The organism is Citrobacter sp. Cf087, assembly GCF_030334285.1.
Classification (GTDB): Bacteria; Pseudomonadota; Gammaproteobacteria; order Enterobacterales; family Enterobacteriaceae; genus Citrobacter; species Citrobacter freundii.
This window is the reverse complement of the sequence record NZ_JAOWED010000022.1, coordinates 718,706-737,769: the sequence shown is the minus strand read 5'-3', so window position 1 is coordinate 737,769 and position 19,064 is coordinate 718,706. Positions and strand designations below refer to the sequence as shown.

The following is a 19,064-nucleotide window of genomic DNA, read 5'->3' as shown; positions in this document are numbered from 1 at the left end:
CAACCTACCAACTTTTACGCAATGCCCATTGGGGCAATGCCAAAACCCTCTTTACTCCGGAACTTCACCGTCAACTACTCAGGGGAGAATCCGCCAGCGGCAACGAAAAACGGAAGCAGGCCCCTGCCGTTGAGCTAACCAGGCTGATATCCCCTCCATGCAGCTCGAGCATTCTACGCACGATCAGTAAGCCCAAGCCGCCGCGCTCAGCCCTCTGCTCACGGGGAACTAACGCGGTCGGGCGCTGAAACAATACTTCTCGCACAGCTTCTTCTACCCCTGGCCCGCTGTCCTGAACTTCAGCTAATAAACGGTCTGCATCACGCCAGACTTTTAGCCGCACTTCGCCTCCGTCAGGCGTATGACGGATAGCGTTATCCAGCAGATTCGTCACAACTCTTTCTATCATTGATAAATCGGCATTCACCAGCGGTAACGGCCCCATTACGTCAAGGTGCAACTGCAAATGACGCGTGGCAACAGGGAGATCAAATTTCTGTGCCACATCCTGGATCAATTCACCAATAGCAAAACGTTCACGCTGCGGTTTTATACCGCCATGCTCCAGTCTTGCCAGCTCAAACAGCTGTTGTGACAGATGACGAACTTTATGTCCCTGGCGCAGCGCGATACTAAGATAATGCCGGTTTTCCTCCGGCGTCATCGTATCGGCTTTCAGCGACAGCATTTCCAGATACCCCAGCAATGAAGTCAGCGGCGTGCGTAAATCGTGCGAAATATTGGCTATAAACTCTCTGCGCTGACGATCGCTGTCCGCTAATAGATCCCACTGCTGCGCAATTTTCTGCGCTAACTCGATAAACGCATTGTTCAGCAACGCAATTTCATTTGCCGGGGCCGGATCGGGATTTTTTTGCGCCAGCTGTTTGATGACGCTAATGCTGTCCTGTTCCAGTTTGACCACCTGCCCAGTCAACCTTTTCACTGGATTCGTCACCCATCGCCACACCAGAAAACCTGCAATTCCGCCGGCTAATAAAACCAGTATTAACGTCCAGGCCACGGTATTCCAGAGCGTTTTTTGCCAGGCGGTATTCGCCAACATATTCAGATCTTCGCCCTGCAGAATAATGTACAAATAGCCATGCAGCTCACCGTTATATAAAACCGGCGCGGCGCTGAATACCTTTTGCTGGCTGCTGCGCGGATCGTTGCCATATACGGGCAACGCATCTGAGTTAAGGAAATCCTGAATCGGCTGCACGCTAATTTTCTGCCGCTGGACATGCCCCGGCGGTGCGGCATCAGCGAGTATTTCACCTGATGGTGAAACCAGATACAGCTCCACGCTGGGGTTGAGCGTCATCAGGTGATTAAACAATCCTTTTAAGGTCTGGCGATTAACCTGCCCGCTGGCATCAATAAGCGACTCACTTTTGACAATCTTGCTCGCCAGCTCCAGCGAGAGCCTTTGCACCATCGCGTCGCCATATTGTTTGCTACTGCGAACCTGGACAGCACTGACGGCAACCGCACAAATCAGCATAATGGCGGTAAAGACCAGAGTCAGACGCTGGCTCAGCGACAGGCGATAAATCATGGCTGATGCTCCGCATTAACCGCAGCAAGCTTATAGCCTCGTCCCCAAACCGTGAGAATAATTTCCGGCTCCGCAGCATCCTTTTCAATTTTGGTCCGCAGACGATTAATATGACTGTTCACCGTATGCTCATACCCTTCATGCTGGTAGCCCCACACCTGATCTAACAGCGCCTGGCGCGAAAAGACCTCGCCTGGATGACGGGCGAAAAAATAGAGCAGATCGAATTCTCGCGGTGTCAAATCGAGGGATTTACCATGCAGCCGAACTTCCCGGGCTAAAGGGTCAATCTCTACGCCATGAACGGTGATAATCCCCGCCTCCATACGCAGGTTCTGACTCATCGCTTCCTGACGGCGAAACAACGCCTTCACCCGAGCCATCAACTCCAGCACCGAGAAAGGCTTGGCCAGATAATCATCGGCCCCCATTTCCAACCCCAATACACGGTGCGTTTCGCTGGTCCGGGCGCTGATAATAATAACGGGCAAATAAAAACTCATTTGGCGAATGCGCCGACAAATCTCCAGCCCGTCGACACCTGGCAGCATCAAATCGAGGATAACGGCATCCCAAACGTGTTTCTCCAGTTGTTCAAGCGCTCGCGTGCCGTCCGCTTCATGAACTATCTCGTAACCCTCATCCTTCAGGCTAAGCTGCAAAAGTGAGGCAATATCGCTGTCATCTTCCACCAAAAATATCTTTTTCGCGCCTGCCATCAGTGTCATCCCCCTCTCGTCGTGCTGAAAGCTTACCTCAGGCAAGGGGCGGAAGTTATCACAAAATTTTTAACTTTTCGTGAGGATCCAGGGATACGCATACGCGCAGTATGTCGTTATAGACACACCAGGCATCAACAGGGAAACGTCGCTTTGTTTTCCTTAACATGAAAATAAAAAGGAAAAGTTATGCAGAAAAAACGTCCACTTCGGGAAGCTGATGTTACAGCCGAATCAGTTTTTTTTATGCAACGACGACAAATCCTCAAAGCACTTGGGATAGGCGCGGCGGCGGCCACGCTGTCTTCCCCTACACAGGCTAATTTGTTGGATTGGTTTAAAGGCAACGATCGTCCACCAGCACCCGCAGGCAAAGCGCTCGAATTTACAAAGCCCGGGCGCTGGCAAAACAGCCTGCCTCTGACGCCAGAAGAGAAGGTGACGGGCTACAACAATTTCTATGAATTTGGTCTGGATAAAGCAGATCCCGCCGCCAATGCCGGTAGTCTGAAAACCGATCCCTGGACATTGACGATCAACGGTGAGGTCAACAAACCTTTAACCTTGGATCATGATGCTCTGACCACTCGCTTTCCGTTAGAAGAGCGTATTTACCGGATGCGTTGCGTTGAAGCATGGTCGATGGTTGTGCCGTGGGTCGGATTTCCTTTGCATAAATTATTGGCGCTGGTTGAGCCAACAAGTCACGCCAAATACGTCGCCTTTGAAACTCGCTACGCCCCTGATGAAATGCCCGGCCAGAAAGATCGCTTCATTGGCGGTGGGTTAAAATATCCCTATGTTGAAGGTCTGCGTTTGGATGAAGCCATGCATCCGCTAACACTGCTGACCGTAGGCGTATATGGCAAAGCATTGCCGCCGCAAAATGGGGCGCCGATACGCCTGACCGTACCCTGGAAGTACGGCTTCAAGGGCATTAAATCGATAGTCAGTATTACGCTGACGCGTGAGCAGCCACCGACGACCTGGAATATGTCAGCACCGAATGAATACGGTTTTTACGCCAACGTAAATCCGCAGGTCGATCACCCTCGTTGGTCTCAGGCTACTGAACGGTTTATCGGTTCGGGTGGCATTCTTGATGTGCAGCGACAGCCCACGTTACCTTTTAATGGTTATGCCGATGAGGTGGCATCGTTATATCGGGGTATGGATCTTCGGGAGTATTTTTAGTGAGATTGACCGCAAAACAGATAACCGGCCTGAAAGTGCTGCTGCATCTCGCCGGTTTTTTACCCCTGCTATGGCTCTTTTGGGCCGCGCAGCATGGCGGGTTGGGTGCCGACCCGGGAAAAGATATCCAGCACTTTACGGGTATTACCGCGCTAAAGTTTTTGCTTGCTACTTTGCTGGTATCCCCGCTTGCACGCTACGCAAAGCAGCCTTTGTTGTTTCGTACCCGGCGGTTGTTAGGTTTATGGTGTTTTGCATGGGCCACACTGCATATGGCCAGCTATGCTCTGCTGGAACTGGGTATACAAAATCTGGGATTGTTGGGTCGTGAACTGGTTTCACGCCCATGGCTATCCCTGGGCATGACCGGTTGGATTATCTTATTCCTGTTGACGTTGACCTCCACGCAAGCCGCGCAGCGTAAAATGGGCAAACGCTGGCAAACATTGCACAACTACGTCTACCTGGCCGCCATTTTGCTACCGCTGCATTACATATGGTCGGTAAAAGTGTTGTCACCGCTCCCTATTATCTACGCCATCTGTTTTGTGGTTCTGTTGGCTTTTCGCTATAAAAAACTTTTACGAAAAACCAAGTATAAAGGTGTGTTTATGAAAAGTGAGTGAATCACGGTAAACTTCTTAACCACACCTAAACAGAACGAGAACAAAAAATGAGTAACAATGATAATTACCATCAGCTCACCCGCACGTTCCAGCGGCTCTCTCGCTTCTCCCACCTCTCGGCAATCGCCAGTTGGGACATGTTTACCATGATGCCGTCGGGAGGAAGCAAAGCCCGCGGCGAAGCGCTGGCCGAGCTGAGCGTGCTTGAACACCAACTGTTAACCGATCCGAAAGTGGCAATGTGGATCTCCGCAGCACAACAGGAAGACCTCAACGATGTAGAACAGGCGAACCTGCGCGAAATGTCGCGACTGCATCACCAGGCATCCCTGTTGCCGGAATCGTTGGTAGAAGCAAAATCACTTGCGGGAAGCCGCTGCGAGCATGCCTGGCGTAGCCAGCGACCGGCAAATGACTGGGAAGGATTTTCCGAAAACCTGAAAGAGGTTGTGAAGTATAGCCGCGAAGAAGCCCGACTGCGCGCAGAAGCTAAAGGGTGTTCGCCGTATGACGCGTTACTGGACATTTTTGAACCGGGAATGACCAGCGCGCAGTTGGACAACCTTTTCGCGGACGTTAAAAGCTGGCTACCCGACCTGCTAAACAAGGTAGTGGCAAAGCAATCTCAACAGTCGCTCATCGCCCCGGTAGGCCCCTTCCCAACAGCTGTACAGCGAGAGTTGGGTCTTGAAACAATGGCACAGCTAGGTTTCGACTTTACCGCTGGTCGGCTGGATATCAGTGCACATCCCTTCTGTGGCGGCGTACCAGAAGATGTTCGCATTACCACCCGCTATGATGAAAACGAATTACTCAGTGCGCTGTTTGGCGTGATCCATGAAACCGGTCACGCCCGCTATGAGCAAAATCTTCCGCGTAACTGGTCAGGGCAACCTATCGCTCTGGCACGCTCAACCGCCATTCATGAGTCCCAGAGTCTGTTCTTTGAGATGCAACTGGGACGCAGTAAAGCCTTTCTGACACGGTTAATTCCTGCTGTAACGCGCTACTTTGGCGATCAGGCTGCATTTGAAGAAAGCAATTTCATCGCCTGGAACCAGCAGGTCAAACCCGGGTTTATCCGTGTTGATGCCGACGAGGTGAGTTATCCCGCTCACGTGATCCTGCGTTATGAAATCGAACGTGCGCTCATTAATGGCGATATTGAAGTGGATGATATCCCGGCATTGTGGAATGAGAAAATGCAGGCCTGGCTGGGGCTGTCAACGATCGGAAACTATCGTAACGGTTGTATGCAGGATATTCACTGGACCGACGGCGGCTTTGGCTACTTCCCTTCCTATACCTTGGGCGCTATGTATGCGGCGCAGTTGTTCAGTGCCGCTAACCACGCATTACCTGATTTGAATCAGTCTATTGCGCAAGGTGAGTTTGGTCCCCTGTTTGACTGGTTACGTCAGAACATCTGGCAGCATGGCAGCCGTTTCACCACTGAACAGCTTATTACCCAGGCCACCGGAGAGCCGCTTAGCAGCCGTTATTTCCGCACCCACCTGGAAGCCCGCTATTTGTAATCTCATACCGTGAGTCATTGTACATATCGTTACACACCGATACCAATGACTCACGGAAGCCCTGTGATTACAGCGATATAGTTATTTCAACGGCCCCGCAGTGGGGTTGAATGAAAAACCAAATCGAGGGTATGAGAATGAAAAAAGTATTAGCTCTGGTTGTTGCCGCTGCTATGGGTCTGTCTTCTGCTGCATTTGCTGCTGAAACAACTGCTACAACCGCTCCGGCTGCTGCAGCAACCACTAAAGCTGCGCCGGCAAAAACCACGCATCATAAAAAACAGCACAAAGCAGCGCCGCAGAAAGCACAGGCTGCCAAGAAACACGCTAAAAAATCCACCACAAAACCGGCTGTAGAACAGAAAGCACCAGAGCAGAAAGCTCAGGCTGCTAAAAAACACACCAAAAAAGCTGCAACCAAACCAGCTGCAGAACAAAAAGCGCCAGAGCAGAAAGCTCAGGCCGCTAAAAAACACACCAAAAAAGCAGTAAAACACGACACTGCTAAACCAGCAGCTCAACCTGCAGCATAATGCATTTGTAGTCACTATGGCGTCCCCCACGCCATAGCATACGGCGCTAGATCGACCTGATGTAGCGCCGCCTTTCGGAGGGTAAAATGGTGTCACATTACCGCTTTGAGTTAATTCTTATTACGTTGATAATTTGCGCCATCATCGCCATGCGTTTTTATCTTGCCTGAATGTAGTTATCTGATTTTACTCCCACTTTCACGTCGTCCCGTCTATAGTATTAACTGAGGGTTTGCTGTTAATAATCATAATTCCCCACCAGAGCGTGATATGCATAAAACCATTGCTGTATTACTGGGTTCACTTTGTTTACTTCCTGTCGTTGCGCATGCGGACCAGCCTGCAACGGACAGCGCCGAAGCAGAAAATATAAAAACGCTGTTTTTTGGTCATGACGATCGCATAAAGGTGACTGACCCTACACAATCGCCGTGGGACGCTATCGGGCAACTGGAAACTGCCAGCGGTAACCTGTGTACCGCCACGCTCATTTCGCCACATCTGGCCCTGACGGCCGGACACTGTTTACTCACCCCCCCGAAAGGTAAGCCGGACAAAGCCGTCGCATTGCGCTTCGTGTCTAAAAAGGGTCTCTGGCGCTATGAAATCCACGACATTGAAGGCCGGGTTGCGCCCTCACTTGCCAAACGTTTAAAAGCCGATGGTGATGGCTGGATAGTGCCGCCTGCCGCAGCCCCGTGGGATTTTGGTCTGGTGGTGCTGCGTAATCCGCCGTCTGGCATCACACCGCTGCCACTGTTTGATGGCGACAAGGACGCGTTAACCGCGGCGCTAAAAACTGCAGATCGTAAAGTCACGCAGTCGGGCTATCCTGAAGATCATCTGGACGACCTGTACACACATCAGGATTGTGTGGTGACCGGCTGGGCGCAGAATACCGTCTTGTCACACCAGTGCGACACGCTCCCGGGCGACAGCGGTTCGCCATTGATGTTGCAGACAGAGTCTGGCTGGCAGTTGATTGGTGTGCAAAGCTCCGCTCCAGCAGCCAAAGATCGCTGGCGGGCAGATAATCGCGCCATATCCGTGACCGGTTTTCGCGAGAAGCTGGAAGCGTTAGCGCAGGAATAACACATGCTGCCCGCATTAACGGGCAGCATGGATATCAGGCAAGTTTTATCATTATCATTCCGGCCAGCAGCAGTATCACGCCGATCCAGCCCTTGTTATTCAGGCGCTGACCAAACAGCACCCAACCTGCCGCTAACGTCGCGGCAATACCGAATCCGCCCCACAGGGCATAAGCCACCGAAAGATCGATACCTTTTACCGCTTGCGACAGCGCGCTAAAGGCTGCTAACACGGCAGCTAACGACAGCACGCCATAAATCTTGCGGCGAAAACCATCGGAAAATTTCAAAAAGACGTTAGCGACGATTTCCAGCACGATGGCCATACCCAGCCAGGCACCGTGAACCCATTCAAACTGTTGCATGGGTCACCTCTTTGCCTGGTTTAACAGGCTTTCGGGTGCCGGATTTAATCAGCACAATGCCGACCACCAGTGAAGCCAGCCCTGCCAGCTTCAATGTGGACAAGGTTTCGTCAAATAACAGCACGCTAAACAGCGTAATAAATAAAATACCGATCCCTTCCCACAGGGCATAGGCCACACCAAGGGCAATTTTTTTAACGGCAAAACTGAGAAAAATATACGATAAGGCGATCATTACCAGCATTAAAATAAAGCCCGAATTACCATGGCCGACGCTTGCCCATTTCATTGAAAGCGTACCAGTAATTTCAGCCGCGATGGCCAGACCTAATAATATCCAGTAAAACATGATGCTTCTCCTGCTTGAGAATATAGTCCTTTGGGCCTACTGCATGCAGTAAACCAAAAAATAAAATTAGTTAGCTCAGCGCACAGCGCCAGCTCAGGCAGAAGAAGGGACTAAAGCGCGTTGCGCCAGTGTTGCTCACCCGCAAGCAAGAAAGTGGAAGAGGTACGAAGAAGTGAAGGTAAACGCAAAAACATCCTGAACATATTGTCCATAATATTACAATTATCCGCAGTGTTGCTTCTCATCATCGCGGATGATAATTGTCCTCGGTAGTTAAACACAGATGATTTGTATCATAGCTTCAATACGAACTCAAAGTCTTTTCACTTCTTTACCTGCCCCGTTTGATTTTTGTTATAACGGCTCGACGCAAATCACACTATTATTCAGATTCAAAAATCAAAAACGCAGGAATACACATGGCGAAACCGATCATCACGCTTAACGGTCTAAAAATAGTCATTATGCTGGGCATGCTGGTTATCATCCTGAGCGGCATTCGCTTTGCCGCAGATATCATCGTCCCCTTTATTCTGGCGTTATTTATAGCCGTTGTGCTGAACCCCGTGGTGCAGCGGATGGTCAAGCTTCGCATACCGCGCGTATTTGCGGTGTCATTGCTCATCGTTATTATTGTAATGCTAATGGTACTGCTGTTAGCGTATTTAGGCACATCCTTAAATGAGCTTGCGCGTACGCTACCGCAATATCGCTCTTCACTGGTTATTCCACTAAAAAATCTTGAACCATGGTTACAACGCGCAGGGATCGGCGTTTCCGTGGATGAGCTCGTCAAATATATCGATCCAAACGCGGCAATGACGCTGGTGACCAATTTGCTGGCGCAGCTTTCGAATGCTATGTCATCGATCTTTTTACTGCTACTGACGGTAGTTTTTATGCTGCTGGAAGTACCGCAACTGCCCAACAAACTAAAACAAATGATGAGTCGCCCCATTGAAGGTATGGCGGCGATTCAACGCGCCATCGACAGCGTATCTCACTATCTGGTGCTTAAAACGGCAATCAGCATTGTGACCGGGTTGGTCGCCTGGGGCATGCTTGCTGCATTGGATGTGCGCTTTGCCTTTGTCTGGGGATTACTGGCCTTCGCCCTGAACTACATCCCTAATATCGGTTCGGTATTGGCGGCCATTCCCCCTATTGCTCAGGTGCTGGTATTTAGCGGCCTTTACGATGCGCTGGTGGTTCTGGCAGGCTATCTGGTCATCAACCTGGTATTCGGGAATATCCTCGAGCCGCGGATCATGGGGCGTGGACTTGGACTGTCTACGCTGGTGGTTTTTTTGTCGTTAATCTTCTGGGGCTGGCTGCTCGGCCCTGTTGGGATGCTGCTTTCTGTTCCGCTAACCATTATTGTGAAAATCGCGCTAGAGCAGACCAATGGCGGTCAAAGCATTGCGGTGTTACTGAGCGATCTCAACAAAGAGTAAAATGCAAAACGGCCTCCGCAGAGGCCGTCTTAGTTTTCACTGACGATTACAACGCTTTCAGAATCGCATCCACGCTGGCTTTGGCATCGCCAAACAGCATATGAGTGTTTTCTTTAAAGAACAGCGGGTTCTGCACACCAGCATAGCCCGTGTTCATCGAACGTTTGAACACGATGACGTTCTGCGCTTTCCATACTTCAAGCACCGGCATACCGGCGATCGGGCTGTTCGGGTCATCCTGCGCCGCCGGGTTTACCGTATCGTTGGCACCAATCACCAGCACGGTATCGGTATCGGCGAAATCATCGTTGATCTCGTCCATTTCCAGCACGATGTCATAAGGGACTTTGGCTTCCGCCAGCAGTACGTTCATATGACCGGGCAAACGCCCTGCTACCGGGTGAATACCGAAGCGCACTTTGATGCCGCGTGCGCGCAGTTTCTCGGTGATTTCCGCGACCGGATACTGTGCCTGAGCCACTGCCATGCCGTAGCCCGGGGTGATGATCACGGAGTGCGAGTTCTTCAGCATTTCTGCTGTGTCTTCCGCAGTAATCTCACGGTGCTCACCAACTTCTTCATCTGATCCAGTAGAAGAACCGTCAGAACCAAAGCCACCTGCAATAACGCTGAAAAATGAACGGTTCATCGCCTTACACATAATGTAAGACAGGATCGCACCAGAAGAACCGACCAGCGCACCGGTAACGATCAGCAGATCGTTGCTCAGCATAAAGCCCGCCGCCGCCGCAGCCCATCCTGAATAGGAGTTGAGCATTGAAACGACCACCGGCATATCCGCACCACCGATGGAGGCCACCAGATGCCAGCCAAAAGCCAGTGCAATTATGGTCATCACCAGCAGCGCCAGAACCTGCAGGCCCACGCTTTCGGTACGGACAAATACCACCAGCAGCAGGAAAGAAACAACCAGCGCCGCCAGATTCATTTTGTGACGATTCGGCAGCATCAGCGGTTTAGAGGAGATCTTGCCGCGCAGTTTGCCAAAGGCCACCACAGAACCGGTAAAGGTTACCGCACCGATGAAGATACCCAGGAACACTTCCGTCAGGTGAATGTTCACCAGAATCGGCTCCAGGCCCGTGTCGTGATACAGGTAGCTGTTGAAGCCCACCAGTACCGCTGCCAGACCAACGAAGCTGTGCAGAATTGCCACCAGCTCCGGCATCTCGGTCATCTCAACTTTTTTCGCCAGACGAATACCAATCGCGCCGCCGATGATCATCGCCACCAGGATCCACGCAACATTGCCGGTATCCGGGCCAAAAATCGTGGCAATCAGCGCAATCGCCATCCCGGCGATACCGTAGTTGTTACCCTGCTGAGAGGTTTCGTGTTTCGAAAGCCCCGCCAGACTAAAAATAAACAGGATAGCGGCAACAATGTATGCAGCTGTAACTAATCCTCCAGACATATGTTACCCCTTAGTTTTTCCGGAACATTTTCAGCATGCGCTGAGTCACGGTGAAGCCACCGAAAATATTAATGCTGGCAATAAGCACCGCGATAAAGCTCAGGAAACTCACCCAGCCACCCTGGCCAATTTGCAATAACGCCCCAACCACGATAATCCCTGAGATAGCGTTAGTCACAGACATCAGCGGAGTATGCAACGCATGTGACACATTCCAGACCACGTAGTAACCCACCACGCAGGAAAGCGCGAACACCGTAAAGTGACCAAGGAACTCTTTCGGCGCAACGTCGGCGAGCCAGCCAAACAAAATCACCACCAGCGCCATCAGTGCATATTTGCGCCACGGAGAGACAGGTTTTTTCTCTTCTTTCGGTGCAGGTGCGGCTTTTTGCGCAGCCTGCGGCTGAGCAGAAACCTGGATAGGTGGCGCAGGCCAGGTGATTTCACCCTCGCGAACCACCGTGACACCGCGAACAACCACGTCGTCAAAATCGACGGTGATATTGCCGTCTTTCTCTTTGCACAACAGTTTGAGCAGGTTGACGAGGTTGGTGCCGTAAAGCTGGGAAGATTGCGTTGGCAAACGGCCAGGCAGGTCGGTATAGCCGATAACCTTCACCCCGTTCTCGGTGGTTGTCACCTGATTAGGCACGGTATATTCGCAGTTACCGCCGTTTTGCGCGGCAAGATCGACAATTACGCTGCCCGCTTTCATCGAATCGACCATTTCACGGGTGATCAGTTTCGGGGCCGGTTTGCCCGGGATCAGCGCAGTGGTAACAATAATGTCGACGTCTTTCGCCTGTGCAGCGAAGAGTTCCATTTCGGCTTTGATGAACGCCTCGGACATCACTTTGGCATAGCCATCACCGCTGCCCGCTTCTTCTTTAAAGTCCAGTTCAAGGAACTCGGCGCCCATACTCTGCACTTGTTCCTTCACTTCCGGACGGGTATCAAAAGCACGCACGATAGCGCCCAGGCTGTTTGCCGCACCGATCGCCGCAAGACCTGCCACACCCGCACCAATCACCATGACCTTGGCAGGTGGAACCTTGCCTGCGGCGGTGATCTGGCCGGTGAAGAAGCGACCGAATTCATGTGCAGCTTCAACAATAGCGCGATACCCGGCGATGTTCGCCATTGAGCTCAAAGCATCCAGCGACTGTGCGCGCGAAATACGCGGCACGGAGTCCATCGCCATAACTGTCACGTTTCGCTCTGCAAGCTTTTGCAACAGTTCAGGGTTTTGCGCGGGCCAAAGAAAACTCACCAGCGTCGTGCCCGGATTGAGTAACGGAATTTCCGCCTCCTCCGGCGCATTGACCTTCAGGATGATCTCTGACTGCCAGACTGCATTTCCATCAACAATTTCTGCGCCTGCTTGTACAAACGCCTTATCGTCAAAACTCGCCAGTTGACCTGCACCGCTTTCAACCGCGACGCTGAAACCTAACTTAAGCAGCTGCTCAACCGTCTTCGGCGTGGCTGCAACGCGGGTTTCATTGGTTAACCGTTCTCTTGGTATGCCAATTCGCATAATGTTCCCTTCCATCTGTAATTATGATGATGGTTTATCAATGTTCGCACGAGGCATGCGCGCACTCTCGAGAGAGGTCAGTGTTACCTCAATAAAATAAAACAGTAACAAACTCTGTATAACCTACTGAAAATGACGCCTGTGATCTAGCGCCAAAAAACAGTATTTATTATGAAATTCGCAAAATAGAGATGAATCGAACCTCAGACAGATAAAATGCCCTAAAAATAGCCCACAAAGGCTGATAATTCGCTTAAGCGAAGCGGCAAAACATGATTACGTACCTGCCAAAAACAATTAATTAACATTAAATTAACTTATGAAATTCAACTGCTTTATCAGTTTTGGTCACCAAACGCCGAATTTTTCGGCATATCACAAAATGTTATCGATGTTGTTAAGCCAGGTGGCACGATGAGTGAAAAATGACGCAGACACTGACGCAATTTAAATGCAATAATCAGCGACGTTTCTAGTCAATAACAATACCAGTACCTGGTTTGCGCAAGGCGAAGGATTATTTTTATGAAGCTTAAGAACACTCTCCTGGCGTCCGCACTTATTTCTGCGACTGCTTTTTCTGTCAATGCAGCGACAGAATTGACGCCGGAGCAAGCGGCTGCCCTGAAACCCTATGACCGCATTGTGGTCACCGGTCGTTTTAATGCTATCGGTGATGCAGTTGCTGCCGTATCACGCCGTGCAGATAAAGACGGTGCAGCCTCCTTTTATGTTGTTGATACTTCAGATTTTGGCAGCGGCGGTAACTGGCGCGTTGTTGCCGACGTCTATAAAGCTGACGCTGAAAAAGCGGAAGCGTCAAAAAACCGTATCATTAACGGCGTTATGGAATTGCCTAAAGATCAGGCCGTTCTGATTGAACCTTACGATACCGTTACGGTACAGGGTTTCTACCGTAGCCAGCCTGAAGTAAACGATGCAATCACCAAAGCTGCGAGAGAGAAAGGTGCATATTCCTTCTATATCGTGCGCCAGGTCGATGCCAACCAGGGCGGCAACCAGCGTATTACCGCATTCATCTACAAAGCTGATGCGAAAAAACGCGTCGTGCAAAGCCCTGATGCAATCCCAGCAGATTCTGATGCCGGACGCGCCGCATTAGCAGCAGGTGGCGAAGCCGCGAAGAAAGTTGAGATCCCAGGCGTTGCGACTACCGCTTCTCCGAGTGCTGAAGTCGGTCGCTTCTTCGAAACGCAATCCACCAAAGGCGGACGTTACACTGTCACGCTACCGGATGGAACCAAAGTTGAAGAACTGAACAAAGCGACCGCCGCCATGATGGTACCGTTCGACAGCATCAAGTTCACCGGTAACTACGGCAACATGACGGAAGTTTCTTATCAGGTAGCAAAACGCGCTGCGAAAAAAGGCGCGAAGTATTATCACATCACCCGCCAGTGGTCAGAACGTGGTAACAACGTGACGATCAGCGCCGATCTGTATAAGTAATACCCAATGTATTATCAGGTCTACAGTCCTTGTAGACCTGATAATTTCGCGCAGTTCTGCTCCCAGACAAAACAAAAACAGCAGTATTAAGACGACTTTTCACACTATTAGTCACAAATCTCTCTATCCCCATTGCATGCGTTCTCTTCTCTCCGTAAAATCCCGCGCCTTAGTGGCTTTCACCATTTTTATGCGGTTTGCCAAAATAATTATTCTCTCACTCTCGTTTTTGTAACTGGATACAAATGGAAAAGAAATTGGGTCTGAGCGCACTGACCGCGCTGGTTTTAAGCTCAATGCTCGGCGCTGGCGTTTTCAGCCTGCCACAAAACATGGCGGCAGTAGCCAGCCCAGCGGCATTACTGATTGGTTGGGCGATTACCGGTGCGGGTATTCTTTTGCTCGCCTTTGCCATGCTGATCCTGACGCGTATCCGTCCTGAACTGGATGGCGGTATTTTTACCTATGCGCGTGAAGGTTTTGGCGAGCTGATTGGCTTCTGCTCCGCGTGGGGATACTGGCTGTGTGCCGTTATCGCTAACGTTTCGTATCTGGTCATTGTCTTCTCTGCACTCAGCTTCTTTACCGACACGCCTGAGTTACGTCTGTTTGGCGACGGTAATACCTGGCAGTCGATTGTGGGCGCATCGATGCTGCTGTGGATCGTACACTTCCTTGTGCTGCGCGGTGTGCAAACGGCAGCCAGTATTAACCTGGTCGCGACGCTGGCGAAATTACTACCGCTGGGTCTGTTTATCGTGCTGGCGTTCATGCTGTTTAAGCTCGACACCTTTACTCTCGATTTTACCGGCGTAGCATTGGGCGTTCCCGTCTGGGAGCAGGTCAAAAACACCATGCTCATCACCTTGTGGGTATTCATCGGTGTGGAAGGCGCGGTGGTGGTTTCTGCCCGTGCCAGAAACAAACGCGATGTCGGACGCGCCACGCTGCTGGCGGTACTTGCCGCACTGGGCGTTTACCTGCTGGTCACCCTGCTGTCTCTGGGCGTTGTCGCACGTCCCGAACTGGCGGAGATCCGTAACCCATCAATGGCCGGTCTGATGGTTAAAATGATGGGACCATGGGGCGAAATTATTATTGCCGCAGGTCTGATTGTTTCCGTGTGTGGTGCCTATCTAAGCTGGACGATTATGGCGGCGGAAGTGCCGTTCCTCGCCTCCACGCACAAAGCGTTTCCGCGCATTTTTGCGCGACAGAACGCGCAAGGCGCGCCATCGGCGTCGCTATGGCTGACCAACATCTGCGTACAGGTCTGCCTGGTGCTGATCTGGCTTACTGGTTCCGACTACAATACGTTATTGACTATCGCCTCAGAGATGATTCTGGTGCCCTATTTGCTGGTCGGCGCATTTCTGTTAAAAATTGCTACCCGTCCGATTCATAAGGCTGTCGGTATCGGGGCGAGTATTTATGGCATATGGTTATTGTATGCGTCAGGTCCGATGCACCTGCTGCTGTCCGTAGTGCTGTATGCGCCAGGACTGCTGGTTTTCCTTTATGCCCGTAAAACGCACGCGCATGAAAACGTATTAAAACGCCAGGAGATGGCGCTGATCGGCCTGCTGCTTGTTGCTGCTGTGCCGGCTACCTGGATGCTGATGGGGTAACGTTATACCCATCGTTCGCGACATATGGAGATTACGATGGGTAAAAAAAACCCTTTGCCAATTCTTATCACCGGAGGTGGTCGTCGTATCGGCCTCGCCGTCGCATGGCACTTTCTGAACCAAAAACAGCCAGTTATCGTCAGCTACCGTACGCACTATCCTGCCATTGACGGCCTGCGAGAAGCGGGCGCGATTTGTATCCCTGCTGACTTTTCCACGGATGAAGGCGTGCTGGCCTTTGCTGATGAGGTCAAAGCTCAGACGGATGGCTTGCGTGCTATTGTGCATAATGCCAGTGCCTGGCTTGCAGAAAAGCCTGGTACACCGCTGACCGATGTGCTGTCAGCCATGATGCAGATTCATGTCAATACGCCCTACCTGCTCAACCACGCACTGGAAAGATTACTACGCGGTCATGGACACGCGGCCAGCGATATAATCCATTTTACTGATTATGTTGTGGAGCGCGGCAGCGACAAGCATATTGCTTATGCTGCCAGCAAAGCGGCGCTGGATAATATGACCCGCTCGTTCGCGCGCAAACTGGCACCGGAAGTGAAAGTGAACGCGATTGCCCCTTCACTTATCCTGTTTAACGAGGGTGATGATGCAGAGTATCGCCAGCAGGCACTGAACAAATCACTGATGAAAACCGCGCCAGGTGAAAAAGAGGTCATTGATTTAATTGACTATCTGTTAACCAGCTGTTTTGTCACCGGACGTAGTTTTGCCCTTGATGGTGGGCGTCATCTGCGTTAGTGCAGTTTGATCCAACAAAAGATCAGCAACCACGCGCTCAGGCCCCAGCACACCACTGATCCGCCGAGCGCAACGGGTAAGCGCATAAATCCGGTGAAATACCACAGTGAAACGAGGTAGACAAAATAGGGAATAATCGACCACATGCTGAATATGATGGTTGTACGTAACGCCTCGACCCCGCGTTCACTGGCCACGATATAGTGGGCAATCAACGCAAACGTCGGGAACAACGGAATTAATCCGGCAATATAGTAATTCTTTGTTTTCGCCAGCAAGCCAATCAACACCACCACCAGCGCACCGAGCGCCGCTTTTATAACGAGTCCCATCACTCTGCCTTAACACATCAATAACATCAGCCCCTAGCATAACGGAAGCGTTCTTGTTTAGAAAAGATTAATGGAAGGAAAAACCAGGGCGGTGTATGTTGGCGTTTTATATTCAAAAATTAATGATATGAACACCATCGTATTTGTTGAAGATGATCCCGAAGTTGGCTCACTGATTGCAGCCTATTTGGCCCGGCATGATATTGAGGTTATCCTTGAACCTCGTGGTGATTTGGCCGAGGAGAAAATCCTGCACGTTCAACCCGATCTGGTGTTATTAGATATCATGCTGCCGGGCAAAGACGGGATGACTATCTGCCGAGATTTACGCGGACGCTGGCAAGGCCCGATTGTCCTGCTCACCTCGCTGGACAGCGACATGAACCATATCCTGGCACTGGAAATGGGCGCCTGTGACTATATTCTGAAAACCACGCCGCCAGCGGTGCTGCTGGCTCGCCTGCGTCTGCACCTGCGTCAGAATGAGCACTCTACCCAGTCTAAAGGCATTCAATCGGCGACCATCACACCGCACACAACGCTGCGCTTCGGCACACTCACTATCGACCCAACCAACCGCTCCGTGCTGCTCGGCGGCGAGCAAGTTTCTCTTTCCACCGCTGATTTTGAATTACTGTGGGAGTTGGCAACCCATGCCGGGCAGATTATGGACCGCGATGCGTTGCTTAAGAACCTGCGCGGCGTAAGCTATGACGGCATGGATCGCAGCGTAGATGTCGCGATTTCCCGGTTACGCAAAAAACTGCTCGATAATGCGACTGAACCTTATCGAATCAAAACAGTGCGCAACAAAGGTTATCTCTTTGCACCTCACGCCTGGGACGACGAGCCACAGAAGTAATGCCATCGGGCCGATCTCATTGATCGGCTGGATTATTCACAATACGTTACACTGTCACTTAAAATCGTCTACAGAACAGGCATACAAACACCATCCGACGCCGTTCCACACTTTTTGTGTGGCTGTTACCCTCCCCCCTCCCTATAATCCGTCGCGGTCCTGAACCCGTATGGTTCATCATTTTTTTTCGCACTAACAAAACTCTTTCCGGCATTTCAGGTGCTGAATGAGGCAAGAGGCTACAATATGTTCGTTTCGCTCGCGTATATCGCGTTCTTTTTGGTTTGTTCATGGGCAATTTTCAGAATCAACCAAAAAAGTCACTCTCTTTCAAAAAGCGTCTTCATCGCTATTTTTACGGGTGCCGTTATCGGTTTATCCCTGCATCTCATTGCTGCTGACGAAAGAAAAACAGTTATCGACTGGTACAATGTTATCGGCAACGGCTATGTGAATTTACTGAAGCTGGTTGCGGTACCGCTGATTTTCATCTCTATTCTCTCAGCCATTAATAAGCTCGAAAACAGCGCTGGCATTGGGAAAATGTCGTTAACCATCGTCGGATGCATGCTCTGTCTGGTAATGGTTGCCGGTTTTATTGGGCTGTTGACTGCGCATGTATTAGGCCTGGACGCCAGTGCGTTTGTTCATATGCAGTCCACGCTGACGGCAGACGATGTAAATAAAACAGCCGCCATTTCACTGCCTAAACTGGTTACATCTCTGATCCCCACGAATATCTTCCTCGATCTAACAGGGGCAAGAAGCGTTTCCGTCATTGGCATTGTTATCTTCACCCTACTTGCCGGCGTGGCATTATTAAAGGTCAAACAGGACGCCCCGCAAGAAGGTGAAAAATTAAGTGCTGGCATTAACGCTATCCAGATTTGGGTGATGAAAATGGTGCGTATCGTTATTGCTCTCACCCCTTATGGTGTGATGGCATTAATGGCTGGCGTATTTTCCGCGTATCGATTTGAACAATTTGCCAGTCTGTTAGGCTTTATTGCTGCCTGTTACCTTGCGATTCTGATGATGTTTATCGTCCACGCACTGATACTGGTTCTGAGCGGTAATAATCCCGTTCACTATTTTAAAACTGTCTGGCCAGTTTTAACCTTTGCATTTGTTTCACGCAGCAGTGCAGCATCTATTCCACTAGCTATTTCCGCACAAGAAAAATTTGGCGTGCAAAACACCATTGCCAATATTGCGGCTTCATTCGGCTCCAGCATGGGTCAAAATGGCTGTGCCGGGATCTATCCGGCTATTATGGTGGCGATGATTGCTCCAACAATTGGGATTGATCCGCTATCAGTACATTTTTTGCTCGCCATGCTACCTGCGATTGCGCTGGGTTCTATTGGGGTGGCGGGTGTAGGCGGTGGCGGAACATTTGCTGCGCTGATCGTCCTTTCAACACTGAACTTCCCGGTCGCGCTGGTGGGGATTTTCATTGCTATCGAGCCTGTCGTCGATATGGCCAGAACGGCATTAAACGTGAACGGTTCGATGATGTCTGGCGTGCTGGCTAACAGGCTCCTGAAAAAGAGTGCTGAAAAACCACAACCCGTGAACGCGAATTAGTCAGTCCTAAAAAGATCAAAGCCT

20 protein-coding genes are annotated in these 19,064 nt (G+C 50.8%); 12 read left to right on the top strand and 8 right to left on the bottom strand.

Annotated elements, in window-relative coordinates:
- Positions 1-70: 70 nt before the first annotated feature.
- Together OGV57_RS05655 and OGV57_RS05650 are read right to left on the bottom strand one after the other, a co-directional pair.
- On the bottom strand, positions 71-1,561 hold the full coding sequence (locus tag OGV57_RS05655; protein WP_048218957.1) for a sensor histidine kinase: 1,491 nt from the start codon (positions 1,559-1,561) through the stop codon (positions 71-73).
- Positions 1,558-2,280, bottom strand: a complete 723-nt coding sequence (locus OGV57_RS05650) for a winged helix-turn-helix domain-containing protein (protein WP_003028928.1) — start codon at positions 2,278-2,280, stop codon at positions 1,558-1,560. The genes OGV57_RS05655 and OGV57_RS05650 overlap by 4 nt, the downstream gene beginning before the upstream one ends.
- Before the next feature lie 189 nt (positions 2,281-2,469).
- Between OGV57_RS05650 and msrP the strand changes: the two genes are divergently transcribed.
- The 6 genes from msrP to OGV57_RS05625 all read left to right on the top strand — a co-directional run bounded on the left by msrP (position 2,470) and on the right by OGV57_RS05625 (position 7,260).
- Entirely contained in the window at positions 2,470-3,474 is a 1,005-nt protein-coding gene (gene msrP, locus OGV57_RS05645; RefSeq protein ID WP_044699866.1) for a protein-methionine-sulfoxide reductase catalytic subunit MsrP, read from the top strand.
- Positions 3,474-4,100 carry a protein-methionine-sulfoxide reductase heme-binding subunit MsrQ gene (msrQ, locus tag OGV57_RS05640; RefSeq protein WP_054528363.1) on the top strand — a complete coding sequence of 209 codons (627 nt, stop codon included), beginning with the start codon at positions 3,474-3,476 and terminating at the stop codon, positions 4,098-4,100. The genes msrP and msrQ overlap by 1 nt, the downstream gene beginning before the upstream one ends.
- 47 nt (positions 4,101-4,147) lie before the next feature.
- Positions 4,148-5,635, top strand: a complete 1,488-nt coding sequence (locus OGV57_RS05635) for a carboxypeptidase M32 (RefSeq protein WP_054528362.1) — start codon at positions 4,148-4,150, stop codon at positions 5,633-5,635.
- 137 nt (positions 5,636-5,772) lie between these two features.
- Positions 5,773-6,168 carry an acid resistance repetitive basic protein Asr gene (gene asr / locus OGV57_RS05630; protein WP_003028934.1) on the top strand — a complete coding sequence of 132 codons (396 nt, stop codon included), beginning with the start codon at positions 5,773-5,775 and terminating at the stop codon, positions 6,166-6,168.
- A gap of 86 nt (positions 6,169-6,254) precedes the next feature.
- Positions 6,255-6,338 carry a small membrane protein YdgU gene (gene ydgU, locus OGV57_RS23790; protein ID WP_085954017.1) on the top strand — a complete coding sequence of 28 codons (84 nt, stop codon included), beginning with the start codon at positions 6,255-6,257 and terminating at the stop codon, positions 6,336-6,338.
- 100 nt (positions 6,339-6,438) lie between these two features.
- Positions 6,439-7,260: a trypsin-like serine peptidase gene (locus tag OGV57_RS05625; RefSeq protein ID WP_003028938.1), complete on the top strand. Its 822-nt coding sequence runs from the start codon at positions 6,439-6,441 to the stop codon at positions 7,258-7,260.
- A gap of 34 nt (positions 7,261-7,294) precedes the next feature.
- Here OGV57_RS05625 and mdtI read toward each other — a convergent pair whose 3' ends face one another.
- The 3 genes from mdtI to OGV57_RS23785 form a co-directional block, all read right to left on the bottom strand.
- Positions 7,295-7,624, bottom strand: coding sequence for a multidrug/spermidine efflux SMR transporter subunit MdtI (mdtI, locus tag OGV57_RS05620; RefSeq protein ID WP_003028939.1), 330 nt, complete (start codon positions 7,622-7,624; stop codon positions 7,295-7,297).
- Positions 7,611-7,976 carry a multidrug/spermidine efflux SMR transporter subunit MdtJ gene (mdtJ, locus tag OGV57_RS05615; protein ID WP_162778282.1) on the bottom strand — a complete coding sequence of 122 codons (366 nt, stop codon included), beginning with the start codon at positions 7,974-7,976 and terminating at the stop codon, positions 7,611-7,613. Before mdtJ ends, mdtI begins: the two co-directional genes overlap by 14 nt.
- A 107-nt stretch (positions 7,977-8,083) precedes the next feature.
- Positions 8,084-8,254: a protein YdgV gene (locus OGV57_RS23785; RefSeq protein WP_085951052.1), complete on the bottom strand. Its 171-nt coding sequence runs from the start codon at positions 8,252-8,254 to the stop codon at positions 8,084-8,086.
- 138 nt (positions 8,255-8,392) lie between these two features.
- On the opposite strand from OGV57_RS23785, the gene OGV57_RS05610 reads away from it, so the two are divergent.
- Positions 8,393-9,427, top strand: coding sequence for an AI-2E family transporter (locus tag OGV57_RS05610; RefSeq protein WP_003028941.1), 1,035 nt, complete (start codon positions 8,393-8,395; stop codon positions 9,425-9,427).
- 46 nt (positions 9,428-9,473) lie between these two features.
- Here OGV57_RS05610 and pntB read toward each other — a convergent pair whose 3' ends face one another.
- Positions 9,474-10,862, bottom strand: a complete 1,389-nt coding sequence (gene pntB, locus OGV57_RS05605) for a Re/Si-specific NAD(P)(+) transhydrogenase subunit beta (RefSeq protein ID WP_032935797.1) — start codon at positions 10,860-10,862, stop codon at positions 9,474-9,476.
- Between the two features lie 10 nt (positions 10,863-10,872).
- The gene (gene pntA / locus OGV57_RS05600; protein ID WP_016150210.1) at positions 10,873-12,402 is read right to left on the bottom strand and encodes a Re/Si-specific NAD(P)(+) transhydrogenase subunit alpha; all 1,530 of its coding nucleotides are present in this window, start codon (positions 12,400-12,402) and stop codon (positions 10,873-10,875) included.
- Positions 12,403-12,927: 525 nt separating this feature from the next.
- On the opposite strand from pntA, the gene ydgH reads away from it, so the two are divergent.
- The 3 genes from ydgH (at position 12,928) to folM (ending at position 16,259) form a co-directional block, all read left to right on the top strand.
- Positions 12,928-13,872 carry a DUF1471 family protein YdgH gene (gene ydgH / locus OGV57_RS05595; RefSeq protein WP_003028946.1) on the top strand — a complete coding sequence of 315 codons (945 nt, stop codon included), beginning with the start codon at positions 12,928-12,930 and terminating at the stop codon, positions 13,870-13,872.
- A 245-nt stretch (positions 13,873-14,117) separates the two neighbouring features.
- Complete coding sequence (locus OGV57_RS05590) at positions 14,118-15,500, top strand: amino acid permease (RefSeq protein WP_016150209.1); 1,383 nt, start codon at positions 14,118-14,120, stop codon at positions 15,498-15,500.
- 36 nt (positions 15,501-15,536) lie between these two features.
- Entirely contained in the window at positions 15,537-16,259 is a 723-nt protein-coding gene (gene folM / locus OGV57_RS05585; RefSeq protein ID WP_054528360.1) for a dihydromonapterin reductase, read from the top strand.
- On the opposite strand, the gene OGV57_RS05580 is transcribed toward folM, so the two are convergent.
- Positions 16,256-16,591, bottom strand: a complete 336-nt coding sequence (locus OGV57_RS05580; RefSeq protein ID WP_044712364.1) for a GlpM family protein — start codon at positions 16,589-16,591, stop codon at positions 16,256-16,258. The genes folM and OGV57_RS05580 overlap by 4 nt on opposite strands.
- A 118-nt stretch (positions 16,592-16,709) precedes the next feature.
- Here OGV57_RS05580 and rstA point away from each other — a divergent pair, with 118 nt between their 5' ends.
- Positions 16,710-17,453, top strand: coding sequence for a two-component system response regulator RstA (gene rstA / locus OGV57_RS05575; protein ID WP_170926231.1), 744 nt, complete (start codon positions 16,710-16,712; stop codon positions 17,451-17,453).
- Between the two features lie 246 nt (positions 17,454-17,699).
- Positions 17,700-19,040 (top strand): L-cystine transporter, encoded by a 1,341-nt coding sequence (locus OGV57_RS05570; RefSeq protein WP_003836391.1) that lies wholly within the window; start codon positions 17,700-17,702, stop codon positions 19,038-19,040.
- Positions 19,041-19,064 lie beyond the last annotated feature (24 nt).